The sequence below is a fragment of the Methylophilus sp. 13 genome (genome assembly GCF_015354335.1).
Taxonomy (GTDB): domain Bacteria; phylum Pseudomonadota; class Gammaproteobacteria; order Burkholderiales; family Methylophilaceae; genus Methylophilus; species Methylophilus glucosoxydans.
The window spans coordinates 51,545-75,522 of the sequence record NZ_JADKYR010000003.1 but is presented as its reverse complement, the minus strand read 5'-3'; the positions used below and the strand labels follow the sequence as shown (position 1 = coordinate 75,522).

The following is a 23,978-nucleotide window of genomic DNA, read 5'->3' as shown; positions in this document are numbered from 1 at the left end:
GTGCGCCTGGCTTGAATAGTCCGATTGGGCTATGAGTAAATGCGGGCATCGCTTTTATAATGACAGGCGTTAATTCGGGTTTGGTCATTCATCAAGGGAACAGGGCTGATTGCAACGGCTTCAATAGCAAAGTTTGCATCGCTTGTTGTCTGATTCTCAAAAAAAACCGGACATTCGTGATACGAAATCTTCGGTAAATAAACATAGCAAGTCGTGTCCAGCATGGCAAAAGCAGTTGCCGCGCAGGATGCATCCAGATCAACCGCGGTTGATCCTCTCTATTTTTGCATTATTTAACAAAACCCCCGGCCTATTTGCCAATATACTCACCTGCTGCAAATAGGGCGTGTTTGCGGCTGTTCCGGCAGGACCGAATTTTGAGATTTTGATGTGTTACCCATGATTGACCTACGATATTACCGTCATTTTGACGAAAACATCCTTTACGCCAGATACTTTTCGTTGCTGCCTTATGTGCCTGTAGTGATTGTGGCTGCAGTGGTGGCGATGCTGACACAAATCTCGGTGTTTCACCGTAATGAGCCCTTTGTCTGGTCTTTTGTCGTGCCTGCCATGCTCACGCTGGTTTCGGCCGCAGTGTTTGTCTACTGGTTTATTCACCGCAAGGAAAAGCCACACACCGATGTGATTCGCAAACGCTTGCAGTTTTTCGCCAGTTTGCTGCTTGTGGCGGGCATCACCACTGTGATTTGCGACCTGCATCTGCTGCAAGACTCATCTGGCTACAGCCGCTACTTTTTGGTCGTGCAGATGACGCTATATGGCATCTGTTTTCCGTTTCTGCTGGTCAGCCTTGGCCGGCCGGCCTACCTTTACAATCTGATGCTGATCGTCACCACGCTTGCTTATGTGCTGTATGCCGACATTGAATATAGCCATTCATTTGCATTCATGATCCTGATTTTTGAGATTGGCATGTTGATTGCCATGTACCGCCGCAACAAGAGCTTTGATTCCCTGGTCTACAGTTCGTTACACGCTCAAAATCTGGCCGCCGAAAATGCGCGCCTGGCCAATGTGGATATGCTGACTGAACTGCCAAACCGCCGCCAGTTTTTTGCCACGATTAAAGCGCAGTCGCTGGAGCATTTGAAAAACGAAGGCAAAAAATTTGCGATTGGCATCATTGATCTCGACAAGTTCAAGCAGGTGAATGATGCGCACGGGCACCGCATTGGTGACCTTGTGCTGGTGGAAATCGGTCGGCGTCTCAAGCATTACCCGCGATGTCAGCATCCTATTCACTTCTACCGTTTGGGCGGCGACGAATTTGCCTTTCACAAGCATTTTGCTGGCGATGAAGCGGCGCTCAAACAGCTTGGTCAGTCTTTGATTGCGCTGATTGAAGAGCCGGTAGCCGTAGAGGGGATGTTATTCAATTTGAGCGCCTCTATCGGTATTGCGGTGTTTCCTGAGGTGGATGATACGTCTGAGAAACTGTATGAGTATGCGGATTATGCGCTCTACCATGCAAAGAACACGGGGCGCAGTCATACTGAGCTGTTTTCGGCCCGTCATCTTGAGCGGCTGCAAAGCCGCCTGCAAATTGAGCGGGCGTTACGCTCTGCGGATCTGGTGCAGGAATTTTTTCTGGTCTTTCAACCGATGGTGGATATCCCCTCTGGCCGCACCATCGCCTTTGAATGTCTGGCGCGCTGGAACAGTCCGGCACTGGGGATGGTCAGCCCGTGCGTATTTATCCCGGTAGCTGAAAGTATAGGCATGATCTCCAGTCTGACGCTGACTTTGTTTTCTCAGGCCTTGCAGGCCGTGCAGGCCTGGCCTGCCCAGATTGGCTTGTCTTTTAATCTGTCGGCGTTTGATATTATCAGTGATAAGGTGGTGCAGGATCTGGTGGCGATGCTCGCCGCGAGTGGTGTCGATCCTGCACGGATTACCTTTGAGTTGACTGAAACTGCCTTGCTTCAGGATTTTATTGTCAGCAGAAACAATATTGAGTTGTTACGGCAGACAGGCGTTTCCCTGGCGCTGGATGATTTTGGGACCGGTTATTCCAGCCTGAGTCACGTGCAAGGTTTGCCGCTTAACAAAATCAAGGTGGACCGCAGCTTTGTGCATGATATGGAAACCAATCCGAAGAGCAAAATGATCGTGCGTTCCATTCTGGCCCTGTCTCATGGCATTGGCGTTGATTGCGTGGTGGAAGGCGCCGAGACACAGCAGCAAGTCGACTTGCTATCCTCCATGGGCTGCAAGATTATCCAGGGCTTTTACTATGCCAGCCCGATGGTTGAACCCGAGATCGTCAGTTACCTGCGTACCTGACCGGCATCGGGTCAGGCGCTGCCTTGGCCATATGCCGGTGCCAGCTGCTGTGGTCAGCGTTGTCCGTTCCAGTGGCTGAGCCAGACTTTGCTGGCGGCCGCATCCATGGGTCTGGCAAAAAAATAGCCTTGCCCGAAGCGACAGCCCAGCTCCCGTAAACCGATGGCGGCCATACTGTTTTCTATGCCTTCGGCAATCGTCTCCAGCCCCAGGCTTTCTGCCAGTTTGAGCGTTGAGGCAATCACCTTGCGTGATTTGGAAGAGGCCTCCATGGTTGTGACAAATGACTTGTCAATTTTGAGCTCGGTAAATGGCAGCGCCGCTAATTGTGACATCGAAGAATAGCCCGTGCCAAAATCATCAATACTGAGCTTAAAGCCTTGTTCACGTAAGTGAGTCAGGATTCTTTCCGCCTGTTGCGTATCCAGCATGGTGGCGGTTTCGGTCAATTCCAGAATCATGCGCGCGGGATCGAAGGCAAACCGTTGACAGACTTGTTCCAGCATCTTGATCAAACGGTCATTGTGCAGGCTTTTGGCTGAAATGTTGACTGACAAGCATAGGGTTGAACTGATGGATTGGATAAACTGGATGCCAGTCACAACCACGTATTCAGTCAGGGCTTCTATTTGCCCAGTGTCTTCTGCCACATGAATAAATAATTCGGGTAACTGGATGCCCTGCTGTGGGTGTTGCCAGCGCAGCAAGGCCTCAAAGCCTATCACCTCGCCGGTAAATAACTCAATTTGTGGTTGATAATAGACGACGAATTGCTGCTGGCAGATCGCCTCGTCTATGCTCTCGTGGTCTATGCTGAGTGGTTTGACGATTTCTGTATGATCCGTGGCATGCAAATCGACGGAAGGATGGTCCGCCAGCAATTTTTGCAGCAGATGCGGTAAGACCGGGTGATGCAAAATGCCGCGGATATTCAATTGATGTTCCAAGGCGGTCAGTTGCGCCAGTGGCAGTAGCGCTGAACCGATGCCGCTGGTCAGGATAATGCTGCTTTGGCAGTCCATACGCGCCAGCGTTTTCAGAATCTCAATGCCATCAATACTCGGCATGACCAAATCGATGGCCAGGTGCGATGGCTTCCAGGCGAGGATGGCATCGATAAATTGCCTGCCATCTTCACAATGTTTGACCTCAAACGCCAAGTCTCTCGCGACGGCAGTCATCAGGGTCGTCAGCGTGACATCATCATCCAGAATCAATAGCGTATTTGTACTCATTGCACCACCTCCTTTTATCGGCATTCATTGCCGTTCTTGTTGTTGCTGTGTTGCAGGGGTGAAACTAAATGGGTTTGCTGAGAATAAACCTCAACACATTGGGCTGTTTAGACTGAGTAAAGTTTTATGGTAATGTAATTTGCTTAAAAAATGAACATGGTTTTGGCTGAAAACAAACGGAAATGTGCTGGTTTGGTTATAAATAGCCAAATTTTGAGGCGGGAAAAGTGTTAGTACCGCCACCGCATGCAGCGGTGATCGGTCAATAATGATGCGTTAGCAAGATTAGAAAGTGCATTGAGACGAAAGGGCAGGGCTTACTATTAAGTTATGCCATTTTTTTAAGGTCCAGGGGTTCGCTGTAAATCTGCAAGTGACCGCGGCCGGCACGCTTGACCTGATACAGCGCCTGGTCTGCGTGTTCATACATGGTTTGCGCAGAGAGTTTGGCGTCGCAGGTGGAGCAGGCGCCGATAGATGCGCTCACCGTCAGTACCCGTTCGTCGATATGCATGGCTTGAGACAGTGCATGGCTGATTTCCGCACACACTTGCTTGAGGCGCAGATGCTCGCAATCAGACAATAAATGAAATGCGAACTCATCGCCACCCAGTCGGTAAAACTGCACGTCTGCTGTGTGAATCGCAGCCAGCCGCTTGCCCACCTCGCTTAATACCAGATCGCCAATATGGTGACCGTACTGATCGTTGATCGGTTTGAAGTGGTCAAGATCCAGAATGCCAACAACAAAACAATGCTCGCCCAGGCTGGATTCGGCTTGCTGTTGTGCCGCTTGCAAAAAGAACTGACGCCGGTTAGGCAGCGCGGTTAACACATCCTGTTGTGCCAGCCGCTGATTTTCCTTAAGCAGGCTTTGCGTTTCAAAGGTTGCATTCACCCATTGGTCAAAGGTCTTGTTGCTGGCGCGCATGGTTAACAGCATGCCCACTTCAAACACCAGAATCAGCATGGCGACCAAATAGGGATGTTCAATGTCGCCGCGAAACACGCAGGTCACCGCCGCTCCAATCAGCAACACATTGTAGGCATAAGCCGCCGCCCCCAATTTGCTCAGGATAAAGGCAAAGCACAAGCCATACAGCGTGTTGTGCACGATTAAGAAATAATGCGAAAAACTGCCCGTGATTGGAAACAGGTACAAACTGCGCCAGAAGGTAAACAGGCCTGCCAGTATCAGCAAGGTAGAGGCGGTATCCAGGCGTTTGCGGATATTCTCGATCGGTGGCTGGTCATGCCTGTGCTTGTACCAGAACCACAGCAAAATCACGCCTATCGCCAAGCGCAACATGGGTGGCAAAATGGCAAATTTCCAATCAATCTCACCCTGCAACGCCACCATTTGGATCGTCAATGCGCTAATCGCGGTAAAAATGACCACGGGCACGTCGTTTACCAGGCTGTGGTAGCGGGCGCGCAATAAGTTAGCATCAGGTTTCTGGAGCAGTGACATTAAAATCGGTACAGGTTTCAGGAATAGCTTATCTTATGCAAGAGGCAACCGGCTTGATCATCAAAATATCGCTTTGTTTTATTCTTTATTAAGCGTTTTACTTCAGATGAAAGCAGCCATGTCCGAACCCGCATCCATTTTTCAGGCGATGGATGCCAGTTAGTTGGCGCTATTATCGAAAACTTTGAGCTTCTAGGGGGAGAGCATGGATTCAATTTATCGCTAATTTTTGCAATTTATTGTGAACTTGGGGTATGGCCGTGCCGCGCAATATTTTTGCGGTTTGGCGCTTCCCGCTGTGATGCCGGCATGATTCGATGCCTATTCATGACGGATAAACAAGTGTTAGCGTTGCAGGCCTCACGATCCAGCGGAGCGGTCGCTGGATGTTTCATAACCAAATTGGTTTTTATCAGCCATTTTTTATTAAATGTGGTTGTTTTAAACCTGTTTTATGTCAGGAAATTTTCCCTATTCATTTTTTTTATAATTGAGAATCAGTCTCTTATACGTGGTTGTGTCATGTGGCATGCGTTTTGCACTCTATGAATATAAATCTAAAAGTAGGGTGGCAGGATATGAGCGAGACACTGGCATGGTGCGGGATCGATTTAAAATGGGCTTACACGGATGTGTTGCGTCGCATTGGTCGGCGAACAGCCTGTGTGCAGCGGGCCAAAGATATTTTGCATGATGCGCTGGTGTTTTTTGCCGTCTCCAGCCATCCGGCACGTGAAGAGTCGCCACAGGCCTATTTAAACGGCATCGTGAATCATCTGCTGGTCGATGAGTTCAGATACCGCACCCGCTTTGTCGATGAGGAGCAGATGGACGAAACCGCCCTGATCCTCGACTGCACGCCAGAGCAGCTGTATGAAACTCGGCAAAAACTGCATCATTTGCAACGTATTGTGGATTTATTGCCAGAAAAATGCCGCCAGGTCTTTTGGTTGTATCACGTGGATGAAATGAAGCAACGCGAAATCGCCTTGCATCTGGATATCAGTACCAGCATGGTAGAAAAACACCTGATTCGTGCCATGCTGGACATCCGTGCCTTTCAGCAAAGCCTGAACCATTAAAGGCGTACTGACCTCAACTGCTGCCATGTCAAAACCCGCCCAGTCCAAGCCACTCAATGCCAAATCGCTCACCTTGAGCGAGATGGCGGCGCGCTGGTATTTACGGTTGCGTGAGCAGGAGAAAAATGCACGTGGGAGCGAGCAGCAAGCGTTTGAGGCGTGGCTGGCCGATGATCCGCGCCATGCGGCTGAATATGACAGTATTGCCCGCGCCATGCGGCAACTGGATTCAGCCGAGAGCCTCTCTAGCCTGGCCGATGCCGCCGAGCAGCGAATGTTTTTAGCCAACGAGGCCAAACGCAAAACCCGGCAGCGCCGGCTCGGCCAACTGCTCATGATAGGTATGATCAGTATCATGGGTTATTTCTCTCATCAGCAATACCAGGTTTGGCAGGCCCAGCCCGTCATGCAAATGGCCGCGCAAAACCCGGTTGGGCAGATCGTCACTAAAACGCTGGATGATGGCAGCAAAGTCACCCTCAGTGCCAAGAGCGACATGCAAGTCACTTACTACCGCCACGAGCGCCATGTGCTGCTCAAAGAAGGCGAAGCCATTTTTGAAGTGACCAAAGACCCAGAGCGCCCCTTTATTGTCGAAACCGATACCGCCAAAGTCACTGTGTTAGGCACACGCTTTGCCGTCAACCGTCTGCAACAACTGGTTCGTATCAGCGTGGATCATGGCCGAGTCAAGGTCGAACCAAATCTCGACTCTAAAGCTGAACAAGCCACCTCAACCGCTGAAGGCCAGCCCGCCATCGCCAGGGAGATCACCAACGGCCAGGTGCTTGAAGTCTACCCAAATCACGCCATGGCACTGGTCAATCGCCCCGCCTCGGACGCCTTTGCCTTCATGAAAGGCCGCCTGGTGTTTGACCGCGCCGATATCGACGAAATCGCCTACACCGTTTCGCGCTACCGCGTTAAACCCGTGCAAGCACAGGGCAAACAGGTGCGCAATATTTCTGCAGATATCAATATTCAGGATATCGACCATTTCCTGCGCGGCCTGCCCAATATTGCCCCGGTCAAACTGCAAGAAACGCCGCAATATACTTTGCTCAATAGCACGCACTAATCACTTGATGTGGGATGCTGAGTAAGGGCGTAATCAATCACGTTGCTTCAGCCATTCCTCGCTGCAAATGAGTCTTTGCAAATACGCATACGATTAAGCCTTCTCGCTAATTCCTGATCCCCAGTCTCGCCATATTTGGCTTTTCATCGGCTTTTATTAAAGCGATTTTCTAACGCTCAAAAAACATCACCAAACCCATTGTGTAAAGTTAAGTTAACAACGTCAGGGTTTTGTCGCGCTCACAGATGAGTCAATAGGACAGGAGAAGAATCTGTGATTAAACATACAAAAATACACAAAAGAGGATTACACACAGCGCTCACTGCATTGAGCGTGATGGCAACACAACCCACTTGGGCAGAAGCACTGAACACCCAATTGCCAACACAGCAAGAGGAGACTTTTAGCGTGCCAGTGAATGTGGATATTCCAAAACAGCCTTTGGCGAATTCGCTCCATATATTTGGTGAGGTTTCTGGGATGAGTATTTCATTCCCGAATGACCTTGTTTCGGGGAAAACCGCGCCCGAGGTACGTGGTCGCATGACGCGTAAGGAAGCTTTAAGGCGCTTACTTGATGGTAGCGGTCTACAGGGGAAATTTGAAGGTAATTCAATTTTTATTCAGCCAGTTCCTAAGTCTGGTATCGAGAAGCGTGAAGCCAAAAGCAGTCTAGGCTTAGATAAAGTCGAAGTGCGCGCCAAGAAGTTCTACGAAATTGGCCCCATGCCAGGATTGGCACTAACGAAAGAAGAAATCCCCGGTAACGTACAATCCCTGTCAGCCAAAGATATTAAAGAGGCGCACACGCTCACAATTACTGATTTGATGAACCAGAAGCTTCAATCAGTCACAGTCAATGACTATCAAAGCAATCCATTTCAGATGGACTTGCAGTACCGTGGTTTTACGGCCTCACCGCAAATAGGCACTGCTCAAGGGATTTCAGTATTTTTGGATGGCATCCGTGTCAACGAGCCGTTTGGAGATGTGGTGAACTGGGACATGATTCCCATGAATGCTTTGTCATCTTTGGAAATGATTCCAGGCTCAAACCCAATTTATGGATTGGGGACACTCGGTGGCGCATTAACGATGCGTACAAAGAGCGGGTTTGATGGCAAAACGCTGGACGCCGAAGTGCTGACAGGGTCATTTGGTCGCAAACAATTACAGATTTCAGCAGGTAATAATAATGGCGTAGTCGCTGGCTTTGTTTCTGGTAACTTTTTTCTCGAAGATGGTTGGCGAGATAATTCACCAAGTAAGGTTAACCAGGTGTTTGGTAAGGCTGAATGGCAAAATGAGCGGGCAAAAATAAGTTTTTCTGGGCTATACGCCGGTAATAAATTAACCGGTAATGGTCTTTTGCCGCAACAAATGGTCGATCAAAATCCCAAGCAGGTGTATACCTCACCTGATGAAAGTAAAAATGATCTCTTCCAGTTCCAGTTGAGTGGAATCTGGGATGTCACAGATACATTTAACATCTCTGCTCAGGTTTACAACCGTAAAAGCAAGCGCAAAAGCCATATGTCGGACATTAACGAGAACTTTGGCGGCGCATCTCAGGGGCCGGCAAAAGCAACTGTTCGTGACAGCAGCAGGCAAATACTTCTGGGTCTTCCTGACGTGAATAATGATGGTCTGCCTGATTACAATAACTATGCCTATAACATCGCAGCAAGTGCTAATAACATAGCATTGGCTTATGTTAGGGATGGTTCTAACAATATTATTGGTACAGCAGAATGTACTGATTTATCTACAGGGTGTGCTGATGACCTTGTTCGCGGAACAAGCTTTGCACAACAAGCAACGTATGTGGATGCTAATGGCAATACACAAGTAGTGACAGATCAAGTGCAAGTTAATGCATCAGATGGTTCTGGCAATCAGGTATGGAACTGGATTTATGACCCCCGAAAAGACTCGGATAACTTTGGTGAAAAGTCAAATGTTCCAGATGCTTTTAATGCTGCCGTGACACCAGAGTATGCCGCGCTAGTTAGAGAGCAATTTGAAAATAGAGGTGTGATTGTTGCTACAAATAACTCAACTGGGACAATCTCAAACGGTGTGCATGCTGGTACCGGGAACCCTTCATTTCAATATCAAGGGTTTAACAGGAATTCAGACACGATAATCTTGGGTGCCTACACGGATGCAGATGGGTTTTATCATGATTATTGGGAGCTAACCCCAGTTAATGCTGCCAATGTAGCCGGGACGCCTATTTCGGGTATTATCGGAGTGGGGCAATTTCCTACATACTCCCCTGTTGTAGTAGATGCCAATAACCAGGCTATAACCCGGGATGGAAAATTTGGCGCTGGAGGCGGAACCGAAACCGGGTACATCGAGGGCACCCCTACCGCCATTTTTACTGATACAGAAGTAGAGCAGCTGGGTAAAGGAGCTTCATTACAGTTTAACTGGAATCTGGACAAGCATAAGTTTATGGTTGGTGCTTCTCTAGATAAATCTGATAGTGATTACTACAGCAAGCAGTATCTGGGGCTACTAGACGCAAATCGGCGTGGCTATGTGGCACCTAATTTATTGGGCTGGGAGTATTTTGCGAATAGTCCAGAACGTGGTTTTCCTCTCAATGATTTTACGGGCGACTCGCTTACTAAAAGTTTGTATTTAAGTGAAACATGGTCTCCCACAGAAAAACTTAACTTCACTTTCTCTGCACGTTACAACCGTACCTATGTGAATAATGCCTTAGCGGTTAATCGATTAAGTTCGTTCGGTGATATCAACCGTATTCTTAATATCCTAAATCTTCCAGCGCTTTGCCCAGATACTGACAATGATGGCATTGTAGATGCAAGTGAATGTCCAAATGGATTAGACGACTATATTGTTTTATTCAATGAATCATTGGCAAATATAGATCAATTTGGACTAAATACTGCTGCATTGCGTCCGCCTGAAATAGAGAAGTTTAAATATCGTTCTTTTAACCCTTCCATCGGTGTGACATGGCAAGCGCGCGATGATTTGAATGTTTATGCCAACATGGGGCGCGGTGCCCGCACACCTACCGTTATCGAATTGGGCTGTGCGTATGACCCCACACCTCTCTCAGATGGTCGCCCACGTTCTTTGGCCGAACAGCGGGTATGTAATCTACCTGGAGCCCTCTCTGGCGACCCTTATCTCAAGCAGGTGCGATCAACCAGTTTCGAAATTGGTGCCCGTGGTCAATTAACTGACAATATTGAATGGAACGCTGCGCTTTATCGTACCGACCTCACAGATGATATTTATTTTGTTGCGGTGAATGCGACCGCCAGTTATTTCCAGAATATTGGCGATACCCGCCGACAAGGTCTTGAAATGGGCCTCAAGGGTAAATGGGGTAAGGCCACTTGGGGGGTGAACTATGCGCTGACAGATGCAACCTTTCAGTCTAGATTCAAGCTTGCAAGTGCGCATAACAGCAGTGCTGGCAATGTTTACGATATTAATAGCCAGACAGGTGTAGGGACTTATCAACAAATCACTGTGAGTCCTGGCGATCGCATGCCAGGTGTTGCATTACATAACCTTAACGCAAATTTCGCTTACGACATTACCAGTAACTGGCGCATAGGCCTGAATGCGGTTGTGCATTCTGAGGCATTTATTCGTGGTAATGAAAATAATAAACACCGCGCGGGACCTGCATCACCCATCACCGGGCCATTTTGTAATAACGGTAATACCGTCTGTACGGTCCAGCGTGCTGACTTTGGTGAAGGTAAGACAGATGGTTATGCGGTATTTAATCTCAACACCACCTACAAAATCAGCCCTGAATGGACGCTAGGGTTGCGTGTGAATAATTTATTTAACGAACAGTATGCAAGCGCAGGCCGATTGGGTTTAAACGCATTCTCGCCTTCTATTCGAGGGGTGATTGGTGAAAGTGGCTTTAACTACAACAGTGCTGATTGGCAAGGAGCAAGCTTTCTAGGAACAGGTGCGCCGCGATCGGCTTTCGTGACGTTGAGTTATGAATTTCAGCCTAAAAAACTGGAGGGGTTGGTGGAGTAGTTTTGCATTTATGACCACCTTTTCGTATTCAACATCAGTCAGATTAGTCCTCGCAAAAAGCTAAGCAGACTGTTGTGAATTGGTGATGCAGGCAGCCATAAATGCCTGTCTATTTTATAGGATGGAGAATTAAATGAGAAATTTAACGATTCAGGCAGCGGTTTTGGCTTCACTGGCATTTGTGGTAACTGACTCTTTTGCAGCAGGATTTGTCACTTTGCCTACTTCTGGCACTACGGCTTACGTGCAATGCCGCACAACAGGCAATTTTGGATCCACCTCAGATACAACATATCCATCAGCTCCTGATGATGCTTGTGTTGCACCCAATGGCGTAGGTGTTGCATTGAGTAACACAGGCAGTCCAGAAACAGGATTTTCATTACAGAGCGCAGTAAGTACATCAATCACTGCATTTAGTGAAACTCTGGGAACATTGAATGAACGTGTCTTTAGAAACAGTGGTGCTGGGCAGTGTATCTATGCCAAGCAAGTAGTGATGTCAAATACGACAACTAATGACTATAACCCGCAACTAGCCGGTGTTCAAAAAATGGAAGTGAATGATTACGCATTTGGGGGTTACACAGGTGCAGTTTCTGCGGCCTATGCAAAAGCCTCTAATACATTCTCTTCTGCATTCCGTATTGGCAGGACTTTTACATCTGTACAAATGCAGGCCGATGCTAGTGTACCTGCTAACGTAGCAGCCGGTTATTTGGTGCTGCCAACCGCAGGGGGTACCTCTGGCACAGAAATTAATGGTGTAGGTCAGACACTCACTCCTCCAGGTAGTCCAACTGCGGCACAACAACAGGCCCCATTCAGCTCTAGCTGGGTTGATTTCACTACTGATGTCACTGCGGGTATAGATGAAGACAATACAACTAACCCATCTTCACCCAATATGTACATCAAGCAAGCTTGTGCTAACGCAACAGTAAGTGTGGTTGCAAACAGCTTCAAAATTCGTCAAACAGGTCAAGAAACCCAGCCTTGGGTCACAGTGACAGCCAGCTCACGTGCTCCTAGTTCAACAATTACACCTTAATTTTTAACAGAAATATCAGGGAGCAAGCGCGGCGACAAAATCGCCGCGCGATTTTGGTCTGATTGATGAATATGAGTATGTATATGTACAAGAAGCTTTGTATTTCGATTTTTTTGCAATTCTTGATTAGTGTTCCTGTTGTCGGTGCACAGGGGTTTGTTGAGCTGCCAGATAGTGCTATTAAAGGGATTGATTCAGCTTATGTGAGTTGCAATACAACTGGTGAATATGGGCTTAGCTCATCGGCATTGCCAAGTGAAGAAGCAAATAATACTTGTGCGGTGATCAGTGAAGACTTAATGAAAAGCCCACTCAACAGCCCTGTTGATGGGTTCAAGCTGGTCGGTGTGCAGGTTGGCGATATTGAAATGTCAGCTGAAATGAGTGGTAAGGATAGTGTGGTTGCAAGGTTATCCGAAGCTATTTGGCGTAATCAGGAAAAGACAGAGTGTGTTTTGGCAACTCAGATTGAAATGCATGATGCGCCAATGATGAATGGAGAATATTTCGAAATTAATGATATTGCTCATGCAGGATTCGCAAATAAAAAAGTAGCTGTTGCTTATTTTCATAAGCCTCACTCTACTGAACCGGGCGGTAAGACAGAGGTATTGTTCAGGGCGGGTAGAACATTTACAAGTGTGCCTACAGAAAAGCAGAAAACGCTTCCTTCATTAGTAAACGATCCTGCTCAACCGCCAGCAATTGCTACCAGCAATAAAGCTGGATTGCATTCTAACTGGGTGGATTTCACCACAGACATAAGCTTTAAGGATAAGGATGGCGTGACAAGGTCAATCTCATCGATTTTTTATATTAGATACGCTTGCGATGCACGTGATCCTATATCCGCCCCAGGGGCGATACGTTTGAGGTCGACTGGCCAAAGTGGAAGTAAATCTTTTGAATTGCCTGTTTCGGGATTAATTCCTGCTGACGCAAATGTAATGTTGTTCTAATAATAAGGATTAAAAGTAAGGGCTTGTTTGGCAAGCTTAAGCAGGATTACAGATGTACTTAAAACAAGTGCATTTATGACTGCTAGAGATTCAATCAACATCGCGCTTAAGAACTTGATCGGCACTAAAGAGTGATGTGGTGAATTGGTGATACAGGCAGCCATAAATGCCTGTCCATTGTAACGTTAGATTGCTTGAATGAAAACTTTGTCTGAATGAGAGTTTTTTTAATCCGGTAATTTGATCTATTAAAAAGGATATTGAAATGGCGATTAAAATTTTTAATGCAACCGAAACTGAATATGTAGGTACCGAGAACGGCGATTTAGTCTTAGGTAACAGTATCGACAATTTTATTGACGGTGGTAATGGTAATAATGTGATTTTTGGTGGTGCAGGCAACGATCTTATTCTGACAGGCAGTGGGGATGATTTCATTTCTGGTGGAGACGGCGACGACACCATTGATGCTGGTGCTGGAGATAATGTGATCAGTGGTGGTTCAGGAAATGATTTTGTAGCTACTGCTGAAGGCGATGATGTGATTTCTGGTGGAGACGGCGACGATCAACTCTACGCTGGCGCTGGCGATAATTTTGTTATCGGTGGTGATGGAAATGACTACATCAATACTGGTGATGGTGATGATGTTATCTATGGTGGTGCTGGCGCCGACCAAATTGAAGCTGGTGACGGTGATGACATACTAAGCGGCGGCGAGGGAGTAGATACTATTAGCGGCCAGGGCAGTACTGCTGGCGATGAAACAGTCGTAGGTAACTTTTATTACGTTACTGACGACGATATGTTATTGGGTGGTGAAGGCAACGATAGCTTCAGAATCTCTGGTGAGGTTGAAGGTGAGGTTGTCATCGCTGGCGGGGTGTCCGATTTGGATAATGAAGGTGAGGAAGCCCGCTATGTAGATAAAGAAGATGACGAAGTCACTGGTGAAATTGAGGTAACTGATACTCAAACAGGTGAACGCGTTGAGATTGAAGATCTGGAGGTGGCAGAACAGACAGAAACAGATGTTCGTTTGAATATCGTTACTCGTCCTGGCTCCTCAGCCATCAGCACTTTTGCCACAACAGTCGCTGGCTATAACGCAGTAGATACATTGGAATTCACTGCATCTGGTGAGTACGAAAATATCGCGTTCTCAGGTATTGAGCGTATTGAGTTGGCAAGTGGCGTAAGTATCACTCTCGAAGCCGAGCAGCTTGAAGAAAATGGCGAGTCATTGGGTCTGGGGGAAGTATTAAACCCGGGCTACCAAATCCATGGTGTTGCCGGTGGTGATGTTGAAAATGTCACTGTTGAGCTTGAGTTTGAAGAGGCTACTTTTGAGCCAGCTTCTACCATTGTCGGTGCTACACCAGTTACATACGACAAGGCGGCGTTTGAGGTAGATGACTTCTCTGTTGCTCACCTTTACTACAATGTGGATGTGACCTATGACGCCTCTGAAGGCGAAGCTGGTAGTTTCACACGTATCGACGGAGCTAACGAAGGTAGCGACGCACACGAGATCGTACTGGGTAGCGAGGGTGTTGATTACGCGACCATGCGTTTGGGTGATGACACTGTTTACGGTAACGGCGGCAATGACCTGTTGATCGGCCATGGTGGTGCTGACTACCTGGATGGTGGCGAAGGTGATGACATTTTTGTGATCGGCGGTTTTGGTAGTGGTGTGCAAGGCACGACTTCCAAGGCAGATGACGGTAACAAAGAGTGGATTGCGACAGGCGACAAGCATGATGTGATCGTGGGTGGTGATGGCGTGGATACATTGCGTATTACTACCGGTATCGGTGCTAATACCAAAGCCAACGGCACTGTTGTGCTCAACAACGACAACTTCCAGTCTATGGAAGTGGTGCAAGTGGGCGGCACTGTCGGTCGTTTGAATGTTGAAAACACTGACCTGCAATTGCTCAACGATCATTACTACTTCAAAGCCAACGGCACGGTATCTGATCTCTCCAACACCTTGGGTAACAACGGCGGCACCATCAACAATGTGGTGGTAGATGCTTCTGGCTTGACCACCAATGGTCTGCGTTTTGAAGGTAATGCTAACCAGCAAACCTTTATCGGCACCAGCAAGGCTGACGTATTTGTTGGCAATGGCGGGAACGATACGCTGACAGGGAATGGCGGCGCGGATACGTTTGTGTTCGGCAAAGTCTACGAGCAAGTCGTGACTGGCTCTTCTACTAGCGTGCAAACCTATACCAACACGGCGTTTAACCTGACCGGGGTAGACACCATCACTGATTTCACCCGTGGCACCGACAAAATCGAGTTGCACCTGGATCAGTACAGCCAGTTGGCAGGGTTTAACAGCAGCATGTTGCGTGTGAACAGCACCGGCACTGCGCAAGACGCCAATGATTACCTGATTTACAACACCACCACTAAAACCCTCAGCTATGACGCGGATGGTAATGGTAGCGGTGCCAAGGTAGACATTGCAGTGTTGACAGGTGTCAGCACAGTGTCTGTGTCGGACTTTGTTGTCGTTTAAGTAGCGGCGGATAGGCGGGCAGGGAAACCTGCCTGCCGATACGCTCTATCAAAGTCCTTAGTCGTGATGAAGTTGTCGCAAGCTGAAACCATCAAGCAAGCATTGCCAGCCCTGTGGCCGTTGTGGCGCCGCGTATGGTTGTTTGGGGTGGTGACCAATTTGCTGATTCTGGTGCCTTCCTGGTATATGCTGGAGGTGTACGACCGCGTCATTAATAGCCGTAATGTTTCGACCTTGCTGATGCTCACCGTGATGGCGGCCTTTGCCTATCTGGTGATGGAAGCACTCGAGTGGCAGCGCCGCAATTTGTTGCAGTCAGCGGCCAAAAGATTTGAATCCCTGTTGCAGCAACGCGTATTTGAACGTGTATTTGCGAGCAGGTTGTCCATGCCTGAGTTCCCTGCCAGTCAGGTATTTTCTGATTTCTCTACCCTCAAGCAAGCGTTACATTCTTCTGCCTGTTTGAGCCTGATTGATGCCCCATTCTGTCTGATTTTTTTAGCGGCCGTGTTCTGGATTCATCCGGCACTGGGCTTGCTTACCCTGGCCGGGCTCACCATCCAATTGATTTTGACCTGGCATAACCAGTCTCGCGTGGCCCCGCTGATGGCGCAGGCCAACCAGCATGCAATCGAGTCACACCGTTATTTTGCCAGCATCAGCCGTCATGGCGATGCCATGCATGCCATGGCCATGCTCGCGCCCATGCAGCAGCGCTGGCTGCAACACCAGCACGGATTTTTGTGGCAGCAGGCGCAAGCCTCGGCGCTGGCTGGAAAAAGCGCCGCGGCTGCCCGCTGGCTGCAAACCCTGCAAACCAGCTTGATTCTGGGCCTGGCCTGTTACCTGTTTATTGCCGGTGATCTCTACAACGGCGGGGCCATGATGATTGTGGCCTCGATTCTGGCTGCCCGCGTGCTCGCACCGCTGGTGCAATGTGTGGGCCATTGGAAAACCTATGAGCAAGCCTGGACCGCATATCAACGCATAGACAGTTTGCTGGCGGGCGCGCCAGCCAATGTGCCCGGCATGGTCTTGCCGCCGCCAGTCGGCGAGTTGAGCGTAGACCAGCTGGGTTATGCCATGCCGAAAGCAGGCAAAGCAGCTGCCGAAGCGTTTATCCGCCAGGTGCAGTTCAAGCTTGCGCCGGGGCAGGTGCTGATTGTCGCTGGCGCCTCGGCGTCAGGCAAAACCACGCTGGCCAAATTGCTGGTCGGCTTGCTGGCCCCCACCACCGGCCGGGTACGCCTGGATGGGGTGGATATTTACCGTTGGGATAAAAACCAGCTCGGCCCTTCGCTGGGATATCTGGCGCAAGAGGTCGATGTGTTTGATGGCCGCCTGGTGGATAATATTTGCCGTTTTCAAACGACGCCTGATCCTGCCGCCCTGGCCGAGGTACTTGATCTACTGGGCCTCAGCGAGTGGGTGCAGCAGTTGCCAGAGGGGCTGAATACCGTGATTGGCGCATCTGGCATGCACCTGTCTGGCGGCGAACGGCAGTTGATTGGCCTGGCCCGCGCTTTTTATGGCAAGCCGCGTTTTGTGGTGCTCGATGAGCCCAATGCCAACCTCGACACCACCAGTGAGCGATTGTTACAGCAGGCGATTGCACGCATGAAGCAACAGGGCACTACCTTTGTCATCATCAGCCATTTGCAACACATTTTAAGCATCGCCGACAGCATGCTGGTCATGTGCCAGGGCCAGATGATCCGCTTTGGCAAACCGGCCGAGGTGCTGGCTAGTTTTCAGCCGGAGTCCGGCAAGGTGGCGAGTTTATGATGGCTTTAGCGGGCGGATGGCGGCAGTCGCCGATGTGGGCATTTATGCAGCCTTTTCAGGGTGCATTTTTGCAGATGTTCTGGCTGAGTTTTTTAACCAATGTGCTGATGCTGGTGCCCACGCTGTACATGCTGCAACTGTATGACCGGGTTATGCTCAGCCGTAATACGCTGACGCTGGTAGCGATGACGCTGCTGACAGCCGGCTTGCTTGTGTTCATGGCGGGGGCTGACTGGTTGCGCAGCCTGTATGCGGTGAAGACCGGGGTGCAGTTTGACTTGCGCTTTGGCAAACAGGTGTTTACTGCCACGTTTGATCCTAGTCGCCCGGCGTCCAGTGTGCCGCAACAGGCCTTGCAGCAATTGACGGCAGTCAGGCAGTGGCTAACCGGGCAGGGCTTGTTTGCCTTGCTGGATATTCCCTGGAGCCTGATTTACATCGCTGTCCTGTTTGCCCTGCATCCGCTGCTAGGCATGACCGCAATTGCATTCTGCCTGGTGCAGTGTCTGGTGGCCTGGTGGCATCAGCATGTCTTGGCGCAGCCTGGTCAGGAAACCCACGCCGCCCGCCAGCGTACCGAGCATTTTTTGCAACAGAAAATTCAGCACGCACAGACCAGTCATGTGCTGGGCATGATGGAGACCTTGCGCCAGCATTGGCAACAGTTGCTGGCACAGCAAGCCGAAACCGAAGACCACTGGCAACGCCAGAGCGATCGCAGCCAGTTTCTCAACAAATGGGTGCGTTATTGCCTGCAATCGCTGATGCTGGCGATTGCGGCGTGGTTGACCATTGAAGGCGAGATCAGTGTCGGTTCCATGGTGGCTTCCAATGTGCTGATTGCGCGTGCACTGCAACCGTTTGATGTCATGGTGCAAAGCTGGCGCCAGTGGTTGCAAGCCAAGACGGCCGCCGGTGAGCTTCAGCAAATGATGGCGGGTGTGCCGGTGAAGGCGGGGGCTGAGGCGCAAACAATGGAAACCGTCGCCGCTGCACCCCTGTTGCGGCCCTATACCTTGCAGTTGACGCAGGTCGGGGTCAGTCATGGGGCCCGCCCGTTGCTGCAGGCGGTGGATGTCAGCATTCTGCCGGGCCGCCTGTTATGTGTGATGGGGCCTTCCGGGGCAGGCAAAAGTACCTTGGCCCGATTGCTGGTCGGGGCAGTATTTGCCGAGCGCGGGCGCTATGAAGTGAACCAGACCTTGCTGACGCCTGCCAATGTGCGGCAGTCACTCACCAGCGTTGGTTATCTGCCGCAGCAAGTGTCTTTGCTCGAAGGCACCATTGCCGAGAATGTGGCGCGCTTTGGGCCACTCGAGACGCCGCATATCTTGCAGGCTTGCCAGCGCGTCGGTTTGCACGAGGCCATTTTGCGCTTGCCACAAGGCTACGATACTCGGCTCGATGCGCAAGGCTTGCCCTTGTCGGGTGGCCAGCGGCAGCTGCTCGGTCTGGCCCGCGCCATTTACAAAGAGCCCGCCTTGCTGGTGCTGGATGAGCCTAATGCCAGCCTGGACGAGTTTGGCGAAGCCAGGCTGCTGCAGCTATTGCAGGCGCTGAAAACCCTCAACACGACCATCGTCGTCATTTCTCACCGTTCCGGCATCCTCAAGATCACTGACGACCTGCTGGTGCTCAAGCGCGGCGAAGTATTGCACCACGGGCCGCGTGATGCCTGCATCGTCTATTTAAACCAGTTACAAGCCGCCAGTCCTCTGGCTACTACGGAGTAAACATGTCGCTAATGTCGACCAGCCCTGTCCCTGACAATGTCCATGCCATTGAAGACTATGCGCATAACGCAAGGCCTGCACGCAAAGGCGCCCTGATTTTGCTGGCGGGCCTGGCCGGGTTTGTGTTGTGGGCCGCCCTGGCGCCTCTGGATGAGGGGGTGCCGACCGAAGGCGTGATCAGCGTGGAAAGCAATCACAAGGTGGTGCAGCATTTGTCGGGCGGCATGGTGAGTGAGCTGTTGGTGCACGAAGGCAAGGAAGTACACGCCGGCGAGGTGCTGTTCAAGCTGGATGCACAGGCCAGCAAGGCGCGGTATGAAGAGGTGCGTCACCGTTATGCCGGGTTGCGTGCGCAGGAAGACCGCTTGCGCGCCGAGCAGACGCAGCGCACGCTGATTGATTTTCACCCGGATTTGATCAGCCAGCAGGCCGATCCGCTGATTCAGCAACAGATGCGTAACCAGAGCCAGTTGCTGCTGGCCAAAGTGTCGGCGCTGGCGGCGGATATTGCGGCCAAGCAAGAGGCCATTGCCGGCTATCAGGCATTGATAGAAGGCTATCGCGGCGTGTTGACCAGTCATGAATCGCAACTGCGCCTGCTCGAAGAACAACTGCAAGGCGTGCGCGCCCTGGCGGCCGAGGGCTATGCGCCACGCAACCAGCAAAATGACCTGGAGCAACGTGTGGCGGCCCTGCATGGCGACCGGGCCAATACGCAGGCCAATCTGTTACGCGCGCAGCGGGCCATTCTCGAGCTGCAACAGCAAATTTATCAGCGCAAACAGCTGGAGAAAAAAGACATTGATGCAGAAATGGCGCAAGTCAAATTGCAAGTCGAGGCCGATGCCGAAAAAGTCCGCGCACTGCGCGAAGAACTGGGGCGGACTGAAGTCCGCGCGCCAGCCTCAGGCCAGGTGGTGGGCTTGCAGGTGCACACCGTGGGCGCCGTGATCCAGCCTGGGCAAAAACTCATGGATATTGTGCCCTCGGGCGAAGCGCTGATTGTGGACGCACAGATTCCGCCACACCTGATCGACAAAATCCATGTCGGCCAGGCGGCCGATATCCGCTTTTCAACCTTTGCCAACAGCCCGCAATTGCTGGCAGAGGGCCAGCTCAAATCGGTTTCCAAAGACCTGCTGAGCAAACCGGCCGCTACGCCTGAAGGTAGCCAGAGTTATTACTTGGCCCGCGTCAAGCTGACGGACAAAGGCGTGCAAGCCTTGCAAGGCCGCCAGTTACAGCCGGGCATGCCAGTACAGGTCGTGATCAAGACCGGGGAACGCACGCTGTGGAATTACCTGATGCATCCGCTGAGCAAGCGGTTGGCCGCTTCAATGAAAGAAGAATAATGGAAACATGTTCTCAGTGGCTGCGCAGGCAAATTGCTGCGTTACGCGGTACTCCTAACCTCGCCGTACTATTTGTACTGTCTCGGCTCGTCCGCTCCGTGCGCCTTGCACTTTATCCTGCTCACTCACTGATAACGTATTTTCCAATGGCGGTTGCTTTATATGTCTCTCTATTTATATTTTTGCGTCTATTCCGGATTTTAAGACTGGTCTGCCTCCTTGCAGGCTTATCGTTGCCAGGGATAGTCATCGCCGAGGCCGACCTCAATAGCCTGTATCAACTGGCGGCGACCCATAATGCAGACTACCGGGCTGCGCTGGCCAATACCGAGGCCGAGCGTGAAGAGTTGACCAAGGCGCGCGCAATGTTTTACCCCAAGGTACAACTGGGATTGCTTAAGGGGCGCGGCAATACGGATCGCACGACGCAAACCACGCTGGGGGCCGTCAATAGTGAACTTGATTATTCACTCGAAAATTACAGCCTCTCGGTCAGGCAACCGCTGTACAACAAAGAGACGCTCGCCATGTATGGCGGCGCCAAATCTTATGTGAGTGCGCAGGAATCATTGCTGGAGCAGGAAACCGCAAAGCTGATCCTCAAGCTGGTGTCGGTTTATCTGGAGACGCTATACGCGCAAGACCGCGTAACGGTGCAGGCACGCAAGCTGGAGGCGGTCGGCCAGCAATTGCAACAGGCGGAACAGCGCTATGCGCGCGGCAGTGGCACGGTGGTCGAGGTGAGTGAGGCGCAGTCCAACCTTGATGTGGCTAAAGTGGAGCACTTGCAAGCCAATAATGACTTGCAGGCCAGTCAGCAAAGCCTGCAGATTCTGACAGGCAGCACCCATGTCTTGTCTGCCGAGCTGCTGGTCGATGGCTTGAATCAGCTCAGCCCGGCCGAGCATCCGCTGGAAACCTGGCTGGCGCTGGCCCGGCAACACCACCCTGAGCTGGCGGCGGCCTACCAGAATATTGAGGTTGCCAAAAAGGATGTCGAGAAAAAACAGGCCGGGCATTATCCGACGCTGGATTTGGTCGGTGTGCGCTCTTACAGCCAGAACGACAGCAATAACACCTTGGGCTCGCGTTTTGACACGACCACCTTGGCGTTGCAAATGAATGTGCCGCTGTTCGCGGGCGGGTATGTGAGTGCCAATGTGCGACAGAGTGCCAGCCGCCTGACTGCCAGTGAAGAAACCATGACCGCCAAGTTGCGCGAGGTGGAGTTCAATGTGCGCAAGTACTACCAGAGTCTGCACGCACAACAACAATCCGTCACGGCTTACCAGCAGGCGGTGCAGTCGGCCAGGGTGGCCTTGGATGGCACGCAAAAAGGATTTTTTGCCGGATTTAAAACTAACCACGAAGTGCTGGAAGCCCAGCAAAAGCTGTTTAACAACCAGCTGGCACTGACCAAGGCTTATTACAGCCTGATTAGCGACTGGGTGAACTTGCAGTTCAGCAGTGGTTTGTTGTCACTGGACACGCTTAATCGCGTGAGCCAATTGTTTATGACCAAGTAGTCGGGGGTAAATCATGTCCAAAAAAAATCAATCTGCAATCCGTTCAGGGGCCACGCCTGCGCCAGACACACACCGGGGGTTTACCTTGCTGGAACTGCTGGTGGTGATGGTGATTATCGGTCTGCTGGCTGGCTATGTCGGCCCCAAGTACTTTGCGCAGATCGGCAAGTCTGAAACCAAAACCGCCAAAGCACAAATTGAGGCCTTGTCACGTGCCTTGGACACCTACCGGCTGGATACCGGGCATTACCCATCGACTGAGCAAGGGCTGGCGGCGCTGAATCAGGCACCCAGTGGCGAGACCAAGTGGCAGGGGCCTTATCTGGCCAAAGGCGTACCCGCTGATCCGTGGGGGCGGCCTTATCTATACCGCGCGCCCGGTGAGCATGGCGATTACGATGTCTGGACCTTGGGCAGCGATGGCGCGGCGGGGGGGCAGGACGCCGATAGCGATGTGGGTAACTGGTAAAGCAGCCATCTCGTCATGAAGTTTGAGCTCAAGGTATTGCAGGGCAGCGAGGTCAGCTGGATGTCGCTGGAGGCGGCCGACCCGCAGGCGGCACGTCAGCAGGCGCAGGCGCGTGGCTATGGCGTCTTGCAGGTGCGCCAGCCGCGTCGGGCATGGGCGCTTCCGCAATGGCCGATCAAAAAGAGCAGCTTTCAGCTCAGCTTGTTTAGCCAGGAGTTGCTGGCGCTGCTGGAGTCTGGCCTGAGTTTGATAGAGGCGATTGAGGGACTGGCCGAGAAAGAGCAGCAAGAGACCTCAAGAGCCGTGCTGACCGCTTTACGGACAGCCTTGTATGAGGGTTTGCCGTTGTCGCAGGCGCTGGCTTTGCAACCCGCGGTCTTCAGCCCTTTGTATGTCGCCTTGATCCGTGCCAGCGAGCGCACCGGCGATATGGCGCAGGCGCTCAAACGCCATGTTGCTTATCAGGCCCAGGTCGATGCCATCCGCAAAAAAATCATTTCAGCGTCGATTTATCCGGTATTGCTCATCGTGGTCGGTGGGCTGGTGGTGCTGTTTCTGCTGGGCTATGTGGTGCCGCGCTTTAGCACGATTTATGAAAGTGGTGGCGACAAGCTGCCCTGGGCCAGCCAGATGCTGCTGCGCTGGGGGCAGTTGCTGCAAGGGCATGGCGAGCTGGTGTTATTGAGCACCATCAGTGGTATCGCGATGCTGTGGTTAGTGTTTTCGCGTCCGGCTTGCCAGGCCTGGATCATGAAAAAAATCTGGCAGATCCCGAGTTTGGGCGAGGCCTTGCGCATTTATCAACTGGCCCGCTTTTACCGCACGCTGGGGATGTTGTTACAGGGAGGAATTCCCTTGTTGACTGCCCTGGGCATGGTGCAGTCTCTGTTACCGCTAGAGATGCAACGCGCCTTGCAGCAGGTGATCGCTGACGTGCGTGAAGGCAAGCCGCTGTCTGGTGCCATGGAGGTGCATGGTTTGACCACTTCTATCGCCAACCGCATGTTGCGCGTGGGTGAGCGTAGCGGCCAGCTGGACGAGATGCTGGGGCGGATTGGGGTGTTTTATGACGAGGATACCGCGCGCCGCGTTGAGTGGTTTAGCAAGCTGCTGGAACCGGCACTGATGGTCATCATCGGCCTCATTGTCGGGCTGGTGGTGGTGTTGATGTATATGCCGATTTTTGAGTTGGCCGGCGCGATTGAATAATGAGCGCCGCATATTACAAGTTTCGATTGAATAATCAGCACCGCAAATGAAAAATCTCGATTGAGTCATGAGCCCCCAAAAAGAGGTGCGGTTTAGTAGGCGTGGTAGAGGATGGTCGTGTCAGAGGATAGAGGTTGTAGA

Annotated in this window: 15 protein-coding genes; 13 read left to right on the top strand and 2 right to left on the bottom strand. The window is 51.1% G+C overall.

From position 1 onward, the window contains the following. Window positions 1-399 precede the first annotated feature (399 nt). On the top strand, window positions 400-2,307 hold the full coding sequence (locus tag INP77_RS08055; RefSeq protein ID WP_194748544.1) for a bifunctional diguanylate cyclase/phosphodiesterase: 1,908 nt from the start codon (window positions 400-402) through the stop codon (window positions 2,305-2,307). A gap of 53 nt (window positions 2,308-2,360) precedes the next feature. Here INP77_RS08055 and INP77_RS08050 read toward each other — a convergent pair whose 3' ends face one another. Both INP77_RS08050 and INP77_RS08045 read right to left on the bottom strand, forming a co-directional pair. Further along, a complete protein-coding gene (locus tag INP77_RS08050; RefSeq protein ID WP_194748543.1) occupies window positions 2,361-3,542 on the bottom strand; it encodes an EAL domain-containing protein in 1,182 nt (393 codons plus the stop codon). A gap of 328 nt (window positions 3,543-3,870) precedes the next feature. After that, window positions 3,871-5,013: a diguanylate cyclase gene (locus INP77_RS08045; RefSeq protein ID WP_194748542.1), complete on the bottom strand. Its 1,143-nt coding sequence runs from the start codon at window positions 5,011-5,013 to the stop codon at window positions 3,871-3,873. A 578-nt stretch (window positions 5,014-5,591) separates the two neighbouring features. Between INP77_RS08045 and INP77_RS08040 the strand changes: the two genes are divergently transcribed. The 12 genes from INP77_RS08040 to INP77_RS07985 all read left to right on the top strand — a co-directional run bounded on the left by INP77_RS08040 (window position 5,592) and on the right by INP77_RS07985 (window position 23,837). Continuing rightward, window positions 5,592-6,095, top strand: a complete 504-nt coding sequence (locus INP77_RS08040) for an RNA polymerase sigma factor (RefSeq protein ID WP_194748541.1) — start codon at window positions 5,592-5,594, stop codon at window positions 6,093-6,095. A gap of 25 nt (window positions 6,096-6,120) precedes the next feature. After that, the gene (locus tag INP77_RS08035; RefSeq protein WP_228518815.1) at window positions 6,121-7,173 is read left to right on the top strand and encodes a FecR domain-containing protein; all 1,053 of its coding nucleotides are present in this window, start codon (window positions 6,121-6,123) and stop codon (window positions 7,171-7,173) included. A 336-nt stretch (window positions 7,174-7,509) separates the two neighbouring features. Beyond that, a complete protein-coding gene (locus INP77_RS08030) occupies window positions 7,510-11,220 on the top strand; it encodes a TonB-dependent receptor (protein WP_194749085.1) in 3,711 nt (1,236 codons plus the stop codon). Window positions 11,221-11,353: 133 nt separating this feature from the next. After that, on the top strand, window positions 11,354-12,271 hold the full coding sequence (locus INP77_RS08025) for a hypothetical protein (RefSeq protein ID WP_194748540.1): 918 nt from the start codon (window positions 11,354-11,356) through the stop codon (window positions 12,269-12,271). Between the two features lie 83 nt (window positions 12,272-12,354). Further along, on the top strand, window positions 12,355-13,230 hold the full coding sequence (locus tag INP77_RS08020; protein ID WP_194748539.1) for a hypothetical protein: 876 nt from the start codon (window positions 12,355-12,357) through the stop codon (window positions 13,228-13,230). Window positions 13,231-13,495: 265 nt separating this feature from the next. Then, window positions 13,496-15,763 (top strand): calcium-binding protein, encoded by a 2,268-nt coding sequence (locus tag INP77_RS08015; RefSeq protein ID WP_194748538.1) that lies wholly within the window; start codon window positions 13,496-13,498, stop codon window positions 15,761-15,763. A gap of 66 nt (window positions 15,764-15,829) precedes the next feature. Continuing rightward, window positions 15,830-17,548 (top strand): type I secretion system permease/ATPase, encoded by a 1,719-nt coding sequence (locus tag INP77_RS08010; protein ID WP_194748537.1) that lies wholly within the window; start codon window positions 15,830-15,832, stop codon window positions 17,546-17,548. Next, the gene (locus tag INP77_RS08005; protein ID WP_228518814.1) at window positions 17,545-19,281 is read left to right on the top strand and encodes a type I secretion system permease/ATPase; all 1,737 of its coding nucleotides are present in this window, start codon (window positions 17,545-17,547) and stop codon (window positions 19,279-19,281) included. Before INP77_RS08010 ends, INP77_RS08005 begins: the two co-directional genes overlap by 4 nt. A gap of 2 nt (window positions 19,282-19,283) precedes the next feature. Continuing rightward, on the top strand, window positions 19,284-20,633 hold the full coding sequence (locus INP77_RS08000) for an HlyD family type I secretion periplasmic adaptor subunit (RefSeq protein WP_194748536.1): 1,350 nt from the start codon (window positions 19,284-19,286) through the stop codon (window positions 20,631-20,633). Between the two features lie 233 nt (window positions 20,634-20,866). Beyond that, complete coding sequence (locus INP77_RS07995; protein WP_228518813.1) at window positions 20,867-22,159, top strand: TolC family outer membrane protein; 1,293 nt, start codon at window positions 20,867-20,869, stop codon at window positions 22,157-22,159. A gap of 13 nt (window positions 22,160-22,172) precedes the next feature. Continuing rightward, complete coding sequence (gene gspG, locus INP77_RS07990) at window positions 22,173-22,628, top strand: type II secretion system major pseudopilin GspG (RefSeq protein WP_194748534.1); 456 nt, start codon at window positions 22,173-22,175, stop codon at window positions 22,626-22,628. Between the two features lie 15 nt (window positions 22,629-22,643). Then, window positions 22,644-23,837 carry a type II secretion system F family protein gene (locus tag INP77_RS07985; RefSeq protein ID WP_194748533.1) on the top strand — a complete coding sequence of 398 codons (1,194 nt, stop codon included), beginning with the start codon at window positions 22,644-22,646 and terminating at the stop codon, window positions 23,835-23,837. The last annotated feature ends 141 nt before the right edge of the window (window positions 23,838-23,978 follow it).